Annotated in this window: 9 protein-coding genes; 4 read left to right on the top strand and 5 right to left on the bottom strand. The window is 71.2% G+C overall.

Annotation, left to right across the window (positions count from 1 at the left end; translation table 11 throughout):
- The first annotated feature begins 518 nt into the window (after positions 1-518).
- Positions 519-1,037: a cytochrome P460 family protein gene (locus BMZ47_RS05215; RefSeq protein ID WP_091859402.1), complete on the top strand. Its 519-nt coding sequence runs from the start codon at positions 519-521 to the stop codon at positions 1,035-1,037.
- Between the two features lie 1,675 nt (positions 1,038-2,712).
- On the opposite strand, the gene BMZ47_RS05210 is transcribed toward BMZ47_RS05215, so the two are convergent.
- From BMZ47_RS05210 to BMZ47_RS05200, 3 genes are read right to left on the bottom strand one after another with little or no spacing between them, the layout of a single operon-like run.
- Positions 2,713-6,003, bottom strand: coding sequence for an error-prone DNA polymerase (locus tag BMZ47_RS05210; RefSeq protein WP_091859399.1), 3,291 nt, complete (start codon positions 6,001-6,003; stop codon positions 2,713-2,715).
- On the bottom strand, positions 6,000-7,517 hold the full coding sequence (locus tag BMZ47_RS05205) for a Y-family DNA polymerase (RefSeq protein WP_244536733.1): 1,518 nt from the start codon (positions 7,515-7,517) through the stop codon (positions 6,000-6,002). The genes BMZ47_RS05210 and BMZ47_RS05205 overlap by 4 nt, the downstream gene beginning before the upstream one ends.
- Positions 7,444-8,235, bottom strand: a complete 792-nt coding sequence (locus BMZ47_RS05200; RefSeq protein ID WP_091859392.1) for an ImuA family protein — start codon at positions 8,233-8,235, stop codon at positions 7,444-7,446. The genes BMZ47_RS05205 and BMZ47_RS05200 overlap by 74 nt, the downstream gene beginning before the upstream one ends.
- A 230-nt stretch (positions 8,236-8,465) precedes the next feature.
- On the opposite strand from BMZ47_RS05200, the gene BMZ47_RS05195 reads away from it, so the two are divergent.
- Positions 8,466-9,296: a collagen-like domain-containing protein gene (locus BMZ47_RS05195; RefSeq protein ID WP_091859389.1), complete on the top strand. Its 831-nt coding sequence runs from the start codon at positions 8,466-8,468 to the stop codon at positions 9,294-9,296.
- 342 nt (positions 9,297-9,638) lie between these two features.
- Here BMZ47_RS05195 and BMZ47_RS05190 read toward each other — a convergent pair whose 3' ends face one another.
- Together BMZ47_RS05190 and BMZ47_RS05185 are read right to left on the bottom strand one after the other, a co-directional pair.
- Entirely contained in the window at positions 9,639-10,964 is a 1,326-nt protein-coding gene (locus tag BMZ47_RS05190) for a TIGR03862 family flavoprotein (protein ID WP_091859386.1), read from the bottom strand.
- A 73-nt stretch (positions 10,965-11,037) separates the two neighbouring features.
- The gene (locus BMZ47_RS05185) at positions 11,038-11,568 is read right to left on the bottom strand and encodes a GNAT family N-acetyltransferase (protein ID WP_091859383.1); all 531 of its coding nucleotides are present in this window, start codon (positions 11,566-11,568) and stop codon (positions 11,038-11,040) included.
- Positions 11,569-11,856: 288 nt separating this feature from the next.
- Between BMZ47_RS05185 and BMZ47_RS05180 the strand changes: the two genes are divergently transcribed.
- The gene (locus BMZ47_RS05180; protein WP_425285053.1) at positions 11,857-13,386 is read left to right on the top strand and encodes an MDR family MFS transporter; all 1,530 of its coding nucleotides are present in this window, start codon (positions 11,857-11,859) and stop codon (positions 13,384-13,386) included.
- Positions 13,387-13,396: 10 nt separating this feature from the next.
- Positions 13,397-13,717: a quaternary ammonium compound efflux SMR transporter SugE gene (sugE, locus tag BMZ47_RS05175; protein WP_007560642.1), complete on the top strand. Its 321-nt coding sequence runs from the start codon at positions 13,397-13,399 to the stop codon at positions 13,715-13,717.
- Positions 13,718-13,784 lie beyond the last annotated feature (67 nt).

Raw genomic sequence — 13,784 nt, 5'->3', positions numbered from 1 at the left:
ACCTGCTCTTCCATGCCCGGCGTTCGTCACCTCCGGCAATCGGCTGAGGCCTGCGCGCTCGCAGGCCGGGACCTAAACGGCCGATTCGCACGAAGGGTTCAGGGACGGTACCGTTTGACGCGAAAAACCCATCGACAGGATGCCGCACCCGGATCGGCGTCATCGTCCCCACCCGCCTCGAGGCGCCGGATGCATGGCCCTGGAAGACCCAACGCGAGGGACGCGGGACGCCGCTTGAGCCTTTTCCGCCCCCGCCGGGCAAAGTGCCGCCCGGCCTCACGCCGGCATCCGAGACACGCCCCGCATCGGTTCGCGCCCCGGGCGATGGCGGCTGGGAGCCATCGACGCGGGCACCGCCCCACCCCCGAGCCCGCCGGTCCGCCACCGAAGGGCTGTGCCGAAATCCGTCCGCGGGCGGCGCGACTGCTGGTGAGAGGCCACTCATCCGCCGCGATCCCAAGTTGCAGTGTACACGAGGCAAGGACACGTTGGCCGCACCGATCTGACGGAGATATGCGATGAAACGCAGGCATTCGTGGTCCTGGGCGGCAGCGTGTGCGCTCGCCCTGCTGCCAGCCGCCGCCGGAAGCGCCGATGACGACGGCTCCCCGATCTTCGGCGTGAAGCTCCCTGTCGGGTACCGCGATTGGCGGCTGATCAGCATGGCTCACGAGGCCGGCAGCCTCAATGACATCCGTGCCGTACTCGGCAACGACATCGCCGTGCAGGCCTTCCGGGACGGGACGCGTCCGTTCCCGGATGGCGCCGTGATCGCGCGGCTGGCCTACGCGTATGTGCCGTCCGAGGAGAACAACGCGATCTTCGGCCAGGCTCAATCCTTCGTCCCGGGCGCACCCACGAACGTGCAACTGAGCGTCAAGGACGCGACGCGGTACGCCGACACCGGCGGCTGGGGCTACGGACAGTTCGAGGGCGGCAAGGCCAACCGCAGCGCGGCGCTGATGGGGACCTGCGCGCCCTGCCACGCCCGGGCCCCGGCGGGCGACGATTTCGTCTTCACGCACTACACGCCCTGAGGGTGCGGGGCCGCGTCGAAGCCGGCTGAGCGGCTCGCGAGACCCGGCGGTGTCAATGCCGGAGCCGCGTCCGCCTCGGACCATCGCCCCGGACGGGCGGATTGCGCTCAGAACAGACCATCGGCTTCCGGGTAACGGGCCCAGTGAAGCTCTCCCCCGGAGCCGACCTCGAACGGGACCGACAGAGGCGTGCCGGTGGGAGGCCTCGACGCTCTTCAGCATGCGCGAGATGGATCGAAGCCGAAAGCCTGCGCGCGACGAGCGGGTGATGGTCGGAGCGCCGCCCAGGTACTTCCCGATCATCGCACGTCTGATCGCTTTTACGAGGAATATAATGCACGTTATAATTTGGATTGCCGAATTGCCATTTGAACAAGATCATCGGTATAGCAGTAACCATTCATAAATGCGTCAATTTGTACCTTGATATTGCCTGGCCAAAAACCAATTATACAGGGACCAACAATTCGTGGTTGCCCCGGCTGAAGAAGGTTAATCTTCGCAGTCCGCCTGCTTATTGATTGCATATATGGGTCAATATCTATGCTGGCGGCTGCTTTGTTTGCTGTTACGGGCGGTGTGATAGGAAAGTATATGCGCGTGAGCGCCGTGATATTCGTGTCGATCGTAATTCTTTTTTCACAACTTCTTTTTTCAGCGTTCTACAACGAATTCCTGTGGTACAGACTTGTGGTTGTATTTGCTCAACTTTCAAGCCTGCAAGGGGGATACCTGATCAGTTCGGCAATATTTTCAGGAGACGTCAGCAGAAAATAGAATCAGTACATGATGAGTCGACCTTCCATCCAGCTGGCAAGGGCTACCAATACGACAGCCAGAACCAGAGCGATCATACCGACGCGAATCTTATTCGTTTTGCTCATATTACAAACGATCGATGGACGTGCTGCGGCGGATATTTATACCGCGTAAGGCGAATTGATGGCTTCGCAGAATGCCCCGAGAGCACCACGCGCGCTCCGATTTGCCGACCCGGCGGACGGCGCAACGGCGGGTCGTTCAACACGATGCAGATACGGCCAACGGGGCTCGCTGAGGGCTGACCTGATCGCCTGTACGGAAGGAAAAGCGTTTCCTGCCGAGCGTGATCGGATTCCGCATCCTGAGTTTGGATAGGCTTCTGAAGGCTCGTCCAACCTCGACCCCGCGCGCGACGATACCCTTGAGCATGCGCATGACCCTGGCATCACGCGGCGAGCGCAAGCAGACCGCTCTCTCAGGCCACACAGGCCGGCGCTCGTATTGCCCCGAGCCATAGCCCCTTGAATAGACCGCCAGACAGTCATCAGGCTAAGATTTATCCACTTATGCGTCGCTCTCATAGGTTAATTATTTAATAAAATCTCTGGTCATGAAATATTGAGTGCACCCCTTGCGGCGCGCAAATCTTGGTATCGATCCCGAAATAGACGCGACCACAGAGTCCCGGGGGCCTTTCGCCCCCAGATCTCAGATCGGTACACCCCGTAGCTGCGCGGTCTGTACAGGCCGACGAAACGGCTCGCCATCGAGCCCTTCGCGACCGGCTTCGATCGGATCGCGTGGCCGCTTGCGCGCCTCCTGGAGCGTCGCGCCCCCGGGTCGAGAGCGGTCGGCGAAGCGTCGGAAATCGACAGCCCGCGCGCAGTGCCGGTGGGGCTTCCCGCACGGGCGCTCAGTGGAAATCCCGGCTCGGATACATCCGCCGGTCCGGGGGCGCACCGAAATCCGTGGTCTCGGGCGGCAGCCGCATCCCGACCGCGCGCAGGTCGCGCAGGGAATCCGTGAGGTCGCGGAACCCCTCGGCGACCAGGTGGACCACCCCCTCGGCCCGCTGCACCCGGCCGCGCACGGCGAGGAAGCGGGCCTGCATGGCGGCCCGGCGGTTGGCCTCGAACACCGTCTTCCAGATGATCACGTTGGCGATGCCGGTCTCGTCCTCCAGGGTCAGGAACACCACGCCCTTGGCGGTCCCCGGCCTCTGGCGGATCAGCACGAGGCCCGCCACCGTGACCCGGGCGCCCTGGGGCAGGGCAGGATCGCAATGGGCCCGGGCCGGGATCGCGCCGATCCGGGCGAGGCGGCCCCGGAAGAACGCGACCGGGTGCCCCTGGAGCGACAGGCCGGTGGCGGCGTAATCCTCGGCCACCGCCTCGGGCAGGGGCAATGTCGGCAGGTTCACCTGCGGCTCGTGCCGGAACAGGCCGTCATCGGCGTGCCAGGCGAAGAGCGGCAGCGGCGCATCGAGCAGATGGCCGCGGCGCTCGGCTCCATCCGCCTTGGCCGCCTTGCGGGACGCGGTGCCCTCCAGCGTCCGCACCATCCACAGGGCGGCGCGCCGGTCGAGGCCCAGCGACCGGAACGCGTCCGCCTCGGCCAGGCGCTCCAGGGCGTTGCGCGGCAAGGCGAGGGCCGCCTGCAGCCCCTCGATGCTGGCATAGCCGTTGGCGCGCAGCCGGACGAGCCGGTGCATCGCCGCCTCGGGCAGGCCGCGCACCTGCCGCAGGCCGAGGCGCACCGCGTGCAGCTTCGGATCCGCGGCCGGCTCCAGGGTGCAGTCCCAGGCGCTGGCGTTGACGCAGACGCCCCGCACCTCGACCCCGTGGGCGCGGGCGTCGCGCACGAGCTGGGCCGGCTGGTAGAAGCCCATCGGCTGGGCGTTGAGGATCGCGGCCAGGAAGACGTCCGGGTGCCGGCACTTCATCCAGGCGGAGGCGTAGACCAGGAGCGCGAAGCTCGCCGCATGGCTCTCGGGGAAACCGTAGGTGGAGAAGCCCTTGATCTGCGCGAAGCAGCGCTCGGCGAAATCCGCCGGGTAGCCCCGGCGGGTCATGCCGCCCACGAATTTTTGCTCGAAGCCGCCGATCGAGCCGACATGCCGGAAGGTCGCCATTGCCCGGCGCAGCCCGTCGGCCTCGGCCGGGGTGAAGCCCGCCGCCGTGATGGCGATCTGCATCGCGTGCTCCTGGAACAGCGGCACGCCATAGGTCTTGTGCAGCACCGTGTGCAGCTCGTCCGCCGGCCCGTCATCCGGATGCGGGGCCGGATAGACCACCGGGTCGATCCCGGAGCGCCGCCGCAGGTAGGGATGGACCATGTCGCCCTGGATCGGGCCGGGGCGCACGATCGCCACCTGCACGACGAGGTCGTAGAACTCCTTGGGCTTGAGGCGCGGCAGCATCGACATCTGCGCCCGGCTCTCGACCTGGAACACGCCCACCGAATCGGCCTTCGCCAGCATCGCGTAGGTGTCGGGATCCTCCCGGGGCAGGTCGGCGAGCGTCTCGTAGAACAGGCCGTGGTCCCGCTCCAGAAAATCGAGGCCGCGCTTGAGGCAGGTCAGCATGCCGAGCGCCAGCACGTCGACCTTCATCAGGCCGATCGCGTCGATGTCGTCCTTGTCCCACTCGATGAAGGTGCGGTCCGCCATGGCGCCGTTGCCCACCGGCACGGTCTCGTCGAGCCGCCCCCGGGTCAGGATGAAGCCGCCGACATGCTGCGACAGGTGGCGGGGGAAGCCGATCAGCTGATGCGCGAGGTCGAGGGCCTGCCGGAGCATCGGGTTGTCGGGATCGAGGCCGGCCTCGCGCACGTGCTTGTCCGGCACGTCCTTGCCCCAGGAGCCCCAGACCGTGTCGGCGATCGCCGCGGTCACGTCCTCGGTGAGCCCCAGCACCTTGCCGACCTCGCGGATCGCCATGCGCGGGCGGTAATGGATCACCGTGGCGCAGAGGGCGGCCCGGTCCCGGCCGTAGCGGTCGTAGAGGTGCTGGATCACCTCCTCGCGGCGCTCGTGCTCGAAATCGACGTCGATATCGGGGGGCTCGCCCCGGTTCTCGGAGATGAATCGGGCAAACAGCAGCCGGTGCTTGGACGGGTCCACGGCGGTGATGCCGAGGCAGAAGCACACCGCCGAATTGGCCGCCGAGCCGCGGCCCTGGCACAGGATCCCCCGGCTCCGGGCGAACTCGACCACGTCGAACAGGGTCAGGAAGTAGCGGGCATATTTCATCTGCGCGATGAGCCGCAGCTCCTCGTGGAGCGTCGCCTCGACCGCGGCCGGGATGTCGCCGGCATAGCGCCAGCGCGCCCGCTCCCAGGTCTTCTCCTCCAGATATTCCTGCGGCGTGCGCCCCGGCGGCACCGGCTCGTCGGGATATTCGTAATGCAGCTGCCCGAGGGAGAAGCTGCAGGCCTGCGCGATCTCGAGGGTGCGGGCCAGCGCCTCCGGATGGTCGGCGAACAGCCGGGCCATCTCGGCGGGGGGCTTCAGGTGGCGCTCGGCATTGGACTCCAGGCGGTAGCCGGCCTCCGCGATCCGGCAGCGCTCGCGGATGCACGTCACCACGTCCTGGAGCGGGCGCCGTTCGGGATGGTGGTAGAGCGCGTCCGAGACCGCGACCATGGGCGCTCCGTAGGTCTCGCCCAGCTCGGCCAGGAGGCCGAGGCGGCGGCGCTCGTCGCCGCGGCGCGCGTGGCTCGCGCCGAGCCAGGTCCGGCCCGGGGCGGCGGCGGCCAGGGCCTCGAGGCGGCCCAGGAACCCGTCCGGGGGGCGCAGGCGCCGGCCCGGCGGCATGGCGATGAACATCTGCCCCTCGGCGGCCTCCAGCATCTCGGCGAAGGTGAAGCGGCATTCGCCCTTGCGGCTGCGCCGGTTGCCCAGGGTGAGCAGCAGGCAGAGGCGGCCCCAGGCCTGCCGGTCCACGGGATAGGTCACCGCCTCGAACCCGTCCTCGGTGACGAGGCGCACGCCCGGCAGGACGTGGATCTTCAACCCCTCCGCCTCCAGCGCCCGCGCCGCCGCATGCGCCCGCACCACCCCGGCCACGGTGTTGCGGTCGGCGATCCCGAGGGCCTTGAGCCCGTAGGCCGCCCCCTGCACGACATATTCCTGCGGATGCGAGGCGCCGCGCAAAAACGAGAAATTCGTGGTGAGGGCGAGCTCGGCGTAGGCGGGGCCGCTCACGCGAACACCCCGTGGACGAACCAGGCGGCCGGGCGGCCGGGGGCGTGCGGCCCGTCGCGGTAGAGCCAGAGCCGGCGGCCGGCCTCGCACTCGACCCGGTAATAGTCCCGGGCCGCGCCCGGCGCGTGCCACCACTCGGCCGCGATCCGCTCCGGCCCCTCGGCATGGACGATCGCGTGGATCCGGGCGCGCCAGCGGAAGCGCCGGGGCGGCCCCTCGGGCACGGTGGACAGGACGTCGAGGGCGGCCTCGCCCCGGGGGAACAGCACCAGGGGCCGGGGCGGGAGGTGGTCCGGCCAGGATGCCGGATCGCTGTTCCAGGGGCGGGGATGGGCGGCCCGCTCCGGGATGTGGCTCGCCCGCGCCCCGAGGCGCAGGAGCGGCCGGCCGAGGCGCTGCGCCAGGGCGTCCGCGAGGGCGTCGATCCCGTCGCCCTGGGGCGCCGCCCCGAGCTCGGTCTGGCGGGCAGACAGGGCGCCGGTCACCGTCACGGTGAGCGTCACGGTCTCGAAGCCGAAGCCGGCATCGAGGCCCGCGCCGAGGCGGTCGAGGCGCAGGGAGACCAGGGCGGCGACGCGCTCGGGGCAGCGCTCGGGCCGGGACAGGCCGAGATCGAGGACGCGCATCACCCCGTCGACCCGGTGCAGCACGAGGCGCAGGCCGCAGGCGCCGATTCCGTCCCGCTCCAGCCGGGGCGCGATCTCCGCCATCAGCAGCCGGGCGGTGACGACGATGTCCGATTGCCGGCCGATCGGGTCGAGGAAGCCCCGGGCGGCCCGGTACGCGGCCTCCTCGGTGAGCGGCGCCAGGGGCTCCGGCCGGCGGCCCATCGCCTGATCCAGGCGCAGCAGCAGGGCCTCGCCGAAGCGGCGGGCCAGCGGCCCCCGGGCCAGGGCATCGACTTCGCCGACCCGGCGCAGGCCGAGCCGCCGCAGGCCCGAGACCGTGCCGGGATCGAGGCGCAGGGCCTCCACGGGCAGCGCCCGCAGGGCCGGTTCGGCCCCGCCCGGAGGCACGATCACCCGGTCGGAAGCCCCGTAGCAGGCCAGCGCGAAGGCGCCGCCGGGGGTGTCGGCGAGCGCGATCCGGGCGGGAATCTTCGACCGCGCCAGGCGCCCGGCCAGATCGTCCACGAGGGGTTCTTCGCCGCCGCGCAGGTGGCTCGCCCCGGCGACGTCGATATAGAACCCGTCCGCCGCCTCGGCGGCCCCGAACGGGGCCACGACGGGGGCGTAGCCCTCCGCCCAGCGGCAAAGGCGCAGCAGCGCCGCCCGGTCGGATTCGGAATCGGCTGGATGGACCTGGAGCGGCACGCCGATCCGCGCCCGGACCCGGCCCAGGGGCTCGCCCGGCCGCAGGCCCAGGGCGCGGGCCTCCGGGTCGAGGGCGAGGAGCCGCAGGCCGCCGGGGCCCTCGGCCGCCACCGCGAGCGGGCCCCGGTCAGGCGCGAGACCGGCCCGCCGCAGCCGCGTCACGGGCCAGTGGCTCAGGCAGACGCAGACGATGCGCGGCATGGTCCCACTCCAGAAGCCAGTCGCCGCCCCGCCCGTTGCGGCAGCGTTCGAGCCGCGCCCGCCAGCGCGGGTTGTCCAGGGTCCCGAACCGGTCCCGGGTGGCCGGGGCCGAGGCGATGCTCCAGCGGGTGGCGGCGCCGTTGGGCAGGCCGGCCTGCGGCGGCCGCAGGATCAGCACCAGCGGCGGCGCGGCTCCCTCCGAGCCCGCCTCGGCGGCGAGCTGCAGGCGCCGGCCCGGCTTCAGCGGCAGGCCGTCCGCCAGGAGGCCGATCAGCACCGGCAGGGCGCGGGCGTGGAGCGCCGCCTCGAGGGCGCGAAACACCTCCGCGTCGCCCCCCGCCTCCAGCAGCAGGAGCCGGCCCGGATCGAGGCCGAGACCGGCCAGGCCATGGCCGTGGGGCAGGGGCTGGTTCGGCGCGGCGGCGATCAGCGCCGCGCCTTGCGTGCGGGCGAGCTGGGCGGCACAGAGCGCCAGGGTGAAGCCCAGGGCCGCGATCGCGTCCGCCGGCTCCATCGGGGCGATTTCGTGCGGCGGCCCGAGGGCCAAGCCGCCGCCGGGCAGATGCGTGTCGATCGCCGTCAGGCCGAGCGGCAGGACCGGGCGCGGCGCCGCCGGGCCGCCCGGACCCGCGAGGCGCGCCCGCAGGCTTGCCAGCCGCTCCCGGGGGCTGCCGGAAGCGGGATCCCGCCCGGTCTGGTTTGCAGGGTCCAGCCCCATCTCCGTGTGCTCCGGTCATGCCGGACGATAGGAACATAGCAGGAACATGTTCAAACCGTTTCCGCACGGCACCTGAATCGGACGCCGGGCCAGCGGCTTGGCCTGTGGATGGATGTGGACGCGTGTGGAATCACCTCGGGCTGCCCGCGACCAAAGCCACGGTTGACCGAGTCCGCGAGCCGAGACCACAAGTCGTGTGCCGCGCCAGACGCGGCCGACACGGTCCGAGCATGCGCCCAGCCCTCGCCTTGACGATCCTGCTCGCCCTCTCCGGAGCGGCCCTGGCCCAGCAGCCGCCGGATCCCGGCCCCGCCCCATCCACCGAGGCGCCCCCGCGCCAGGCCAGACCACGGCCCCGGCACGCGCAGGCCCCGAGCCAGCCGATCATGGTCTACGACGCCCGGATCGAGGCCGGCGACCTGCGGATCTCGGGCTCGGTGCGCAAGCCCGGGGCGATCGTGGTCCTGGACGACGACATCTCGATCCAGGCCGACCGGCGCGGGCGCTTCACCTTCCGGGTCCCCTACCGGCCGCCGACCTGCGTGGTGACCCTCAAGGCCGAGCCGGACGAGCGCGAGGCGGTCGTGGCCAATTGCGCCGCCGAAGGCCCGCCGGGCCCGCCCGGCCCGCAAGGCGCCGCGGGTCCGCCCGGGGAGGCGGGTCCCAAGGGCGATGCGGGTCCCAAGGGCGACCAGGGACCGAAGGGCGACCAGGGCCCCAAGGGTGAGACGGGCGCTCCGGGCCTGCCGGGCGCAAAGGGCGATCAGGGTCCCAAAGGCGATCAGGGTCCGAAGGGCGAATCCGGGAGCAAGGGTGAGCCGGGGCCCAAGGGCGAGCCTGGTGCAGTCGGTGGGGCGGGGCCGAAGGGTGAGGCCGGCGCGTCCGCCCTCCGGGCCGTGCGCAAGTCCGACTGCGCGGGCGGCTGCACCGTCACCTGCCCGGCCGAGGAGATCCTGGTCACGGCCCACTGCCTCAAGGCCGGCACACCGGTCTATGACGGGGAGGGGGCCACCTGCCCGTCGGAAGCCTCGGGGATCGTCGGGTTCTGCACCCGGCCGTGAGGGCAGCGGGGGCCACAATCTCTGTCGCGGGATGCTGGGCTCCCTCTCGGCCCACAAGCTAAGATGTTCAGACATCGGCTTGTGCAGGGACTTGTGCAGGCCGCGACGCGCCCCCTCTCCCGTGCGGGAGAGGGTTGGGGTGAGGGAGGCGCCCTCTCCGGAAGACCCTGGTCCCTCACCCTGTCCCTCTCCCGCACGGGAGAGGGGACCCGCGCCTCGTCCAGGGACGTGGAGTCCGCTCGCTTTCCGCGCGCCGGAGCGGGGGCATAAGCCAGCGCCATCGTCGACAAATTCAGGAACCCGCCGCGCAGATCCGAGCCCCAGGCGGCGCGCTCGCCCCGATCAGCCGTCGGTCTCGCGCAGCCAGTCCAGCATCCCGGTGGCGGCGGCCCGGCCGCCCGCGAAGGCGCCCTGGAGCAGGTAGCCGCCGGTCGGGGCCTCCCAGTCGAGCATCTCGCCGGCCAGGAACAGGCCCGGACGGGCGCGCAGCATGGCCCGGCCGTCGAGGGCGTCGAGGCGCACCCCGCCGGCCGTCGAGATCGCCCGCTCGATCGGGGCCGAGCCGACGAGGTCGAGGGGCGCGGCCTTGATCAGCCCGGCCAGCGCCGCGGGCTCGGCCGGCAGGGCGGCGCCGGCGGCCTCGCGCAGCAGGCCTGCGGCCACCGGCGAGAGCCCCGCGGCCTTGCGCAGGCGGGTCGCGGCCGAATCCCCCGGCCGGGCGCCGGAGAGACGGCGGGCCAGGGCGTCCCGGGTCAGGTCGGGGCGCAGGTCGACGAGGAGGCAGGCGCTTCCCCGCGCGGCGATCGCCGTGCGCAGGATGCGCGACAGGGCGTAGACCGCCCCGCCCTCGATCCCGGCCTCGGTGATCACCGCCTCGCCCCGCACGGTAGTGCCGTCGCAGGCGAGCGCCACCCGCTTGAGCGGCGCGCCGGCAAACCGCTCTCGGAACAGGTCGGACCAGGCCACCGCGAAGCCGGCATTGGCCGGCTCCAGGGGCGCGACCTCCACGCCGAGCCCTTCGAGGAGCGGCACCCAGCGCCCGTCCGAGCCGAGCCGCGGCCAGCTCGCCCCGCCGAGCGCCAGCAGGGCCGCCCGGGGCTGGATCTCGGCCGGGCCATCGGGCGTCTCGAAGCTCATCGTCAGGTGCAGCAATCCCGCCCCAGGGTCGGGATTGCTGCGTCCGGCGGACGGCCGCCGCCCCGCAGTCGCGGGGGCGGATCGCGATGCAGCGCGATCCGAGGGCCCCCGCTCGGCGATCGCCGTGAGCCTGTGGCGGGTGCGGATCCGGACCCCGAGGCGGTCGAGCCGCGCCAGCCAGGCCCGCAGCAGCGGCGAGGCCTTGAAGCTCGTGGGAAACACCCGCCCGCTCGACCCCACGAAGGTCGGCTCGCCGAGTTCCGCGCACCAATCCCGCAGCGCCTCCGGGGGGAAGGCCGCGATGGCCGCGTCCAGGTGGCCGGCGGGATGGTAGCGCGCCAGAAACGCCGCGCGCGGCTCGCTGTGGGTGAGGTTGAGGCCGCCGCGCCCGGCGATCAGCAGCTTGCGGCCCACCGAGGGCATCCGGTCGTAGACCGTCACCGCGCGGCCGGCCTGCGCCAGCACCTCGGCCGCGGCCAGCCCGGCCGGCCCGCCGCCCACGATGGCGATGTTGTGTGTCTCGTCCGGCATCCGCCTGGAGAGCGGCAGGCACCCGTGCCTGTCAAGATGTGGCCGGGACCGCCCTGCGCGCCGTCACGGCTCTCTAGAACAGGGCCGACAGGGCCGGCCAATGAACCCGCAGGATCGTCCGGCCGTTCTCGGTCGGGATCTGTGAGATGGTCCGCTCCACAACCTGGCCCCCCAGACGCTTGTAGAAGCCAAGCGCAGGCTCATTGGCCTCGAACACCCACAAGTGCAGGCCCTCCGCGGCCTGCTGAGAGGCCAGCTTGCGCGCAGCCGAGCGCAGCAGCGTCGCGCCGATCTTCCTGCCGCGCATCTCCGGGAGGACGTGCAGGTTATCCACCAGGCTGCCCCAGCGCCGATCCAGGTTACGCTGCGTCGCGGCGAAGCCGACAAGCGTGCCATCGCCGGTCGAGGCGACGTCCACCAGGAAATCCGGCGACGGGGTGCTCAGCTTTCCGAGCCAATGAGAGCGACGATCCTCCTCGATCGGCCCGGCCAGAAACGCCGGGTCGAGGATCGAGCGATAGGCGTCCCGCCAGCTGGCTATGTGGATCGCCGCGATGGTCAGCGCGTCCGCCGCCTGCGCCGGACGGTAGATGATGTCGGCCATCCTCAAATTATGCGTGGGGCACCACAGGCAGGCAAATCCTGACGCACCGGGCGGAATGCGCCGGACCACGCCGGATCGGACGCCGAATGCGGCCCACCGCTTTCGCCTGCGCCGCGACCGGGCGCGTCGTCCCGCGCCCCGTGTCCCGCACAATGCAGATGACCGCGGACCGTGTAGGATCCGGCGCAACGCCTCGTTAATGCCATCCCGCTCGCGCAACCCTGCGCTGCGGCCTCGTTCCCGTCCAGCGGGCCGATCCGATCCGAACCCAAGAGAGGCTTCTCACTCGTGGCGCTCTCCACCGCCGTCACCGCGACCGAGGCGGACGCCGATCCGGCCCCATCCACCACCCAGCCGCGCCTCAACCCGCTCGAGATCCGCGCGATCGTGTTCGGCCTGATGACCGCGATGCTGCTCGCGGCCCTCGACCAGACCATCGTGGCGACCGCGATGCCGACCATCGGGCTCGATCTCGGCGACGCCGCGAACCTGCCCTGGATCGTCACCGCCTACCTGCTGGCCTCCACGGCGGTCACGCCGCTCTACGGCAAGCTCTCCGACATCCACGGCCGGCGGATCATGCTGCTGATCGCCATCGTGACCTTCGTGCTCGGCTCGCTCGCCTGCGCGGTGGCCCCCACGATGGTGACCCTGGCGCTCGCCCGGGGCCTCCAGGGCATCGGCGGCGGCGGGCTGATCGCCCTGTCGCAGACCATCCTGGCCGACATCATGCCGCCCAAGGAGCGGGCCCGCTACCAGGTGGTGATCGCCGGCGTGTTCGTGGCGGCCTCGGTGGCCGGGCCCCTGCTCGGGGGCTTCTTCGCCCAGCACCTGCACTGGTCGCTGATCTTCTGGATCAACCTGCCGATCGGCTTCCTCGCCTTCGCGCTGACCAACGCCAAGCTGAAGCTGCTGCCGCGCAACGAGCGCCGCCACAGGCTCGACTATCCCGGGGCGGTCCTGCTGATCCTGAGCTCGACCTCCCTGATGCTGGCGCTGAGCTGGGGCGGCGTGCGCTATCCCTGGGGCTCCGCGCCGGTCCTCGGCCTGCTCGCCCTGGCGGCGGTGCTGGGCGGCCTGTTCGCGGCGCGCCTCGCCACGGCGGCCGAGCCGCTGATCCCCATCGAGGTACTGAAGGACCGGGTGGTCTACAGCGCCACCCTGTCCGCCTGCTTCGCCATGGGCACCTTCATCGGCCTGACCATCTACGTGCCGATCTTCCTCGAGGGCGTGATCGGGCTCACCGCCAGCGAATCCGGCGTGGCCCTGGTGCCGCTGATGGTCGGCACCGTCACCGGGGCGACGCTGTCGGGCCGGTCGATGCTGCTGTTCCGGCACTACAAGCGCCTGCCGCTCGCCATGATGAGCCTCAGCATCGTGTGCTGCGCCGTCATCGCCCTGGAGGGACGGGCGCTGCCGTTCTGGCTCATGGAGGTGATGCTGGCGCTGCTCTCCATGGGGATCGGGACGATCCTGCCGCTCTCCACCATCGCAACCCAGAACGCGGTGGAACCGCACCAGCTCGGCATCGCCACCGCGGCGATGAACTTCTTCCGCTCGCTGGGCGGCGCCCTGATCGTGGCCGCCTTCGGCACGATCGTGCTGGGCGGCGCCGCCGGGACCGGGCACGATGTCGAGAGCCTGATCCGCGGCGCGGATCCCGCGCATCTCGCCCTGACCTTCCGCTCGGTGTTCCTGGCCGCCTGCCTCGGCCTGATGGCGGCCTTCGGGTTCCTGGCCTACATGGAGGAGCGCCCGCTCGGCGAGCGTCCCGCGGCGAAGCCCGGAGGCGCACCGAAAGCCGACACTCCCAGATGAGGCACAGATCTTGGCCTGGCTGATCCTGCTCGCGGCCGGCCTGCTCGAGGTGGTCTGGGCCTACGCGATGAAGCGCTCGGCGGGCTTCACGGAGCTCGTCCCCAGCGTCGTGACGGTGGCGGCCGCCCTCGGCAGCTTCGTCCTGCTCGCCTTCGCCATGCGCAGCCTGCCGCTCGGCACCGCCTACACGGTCTGGACCGGCATCGGCGCGGTGGGCGCCTTTCTGCTCGGCATCCTGATGCTCGGTGAAAGCGCGAGCCCGCTGCGGATCGCGGCGGCGGCGCTGATCGTCTCCGGCCTGGTGCTGATGAAGCTCTCCGGAGAGGCCTGAGACGCGCCGGATTGCGCCGCCTCCGGATCCGTAAGCCGGCAACCTCGTTCCGGGATGCGGCGGGGAT

Source organism: Methylobacterium brachiatum, from assembly GCF_900113845.1.
In the GTDB taxonomy this organism is placed as follows: Bacteria; Pseudomonadota; Alphaproteobacteria; order Rhizobiales; family Beijerinckiaceae; genus Methylobacterium; species Methylobacterium brachiatum.
This window is presented reverse-complemented; position numbering and strand designations above follow the sequence as displayed.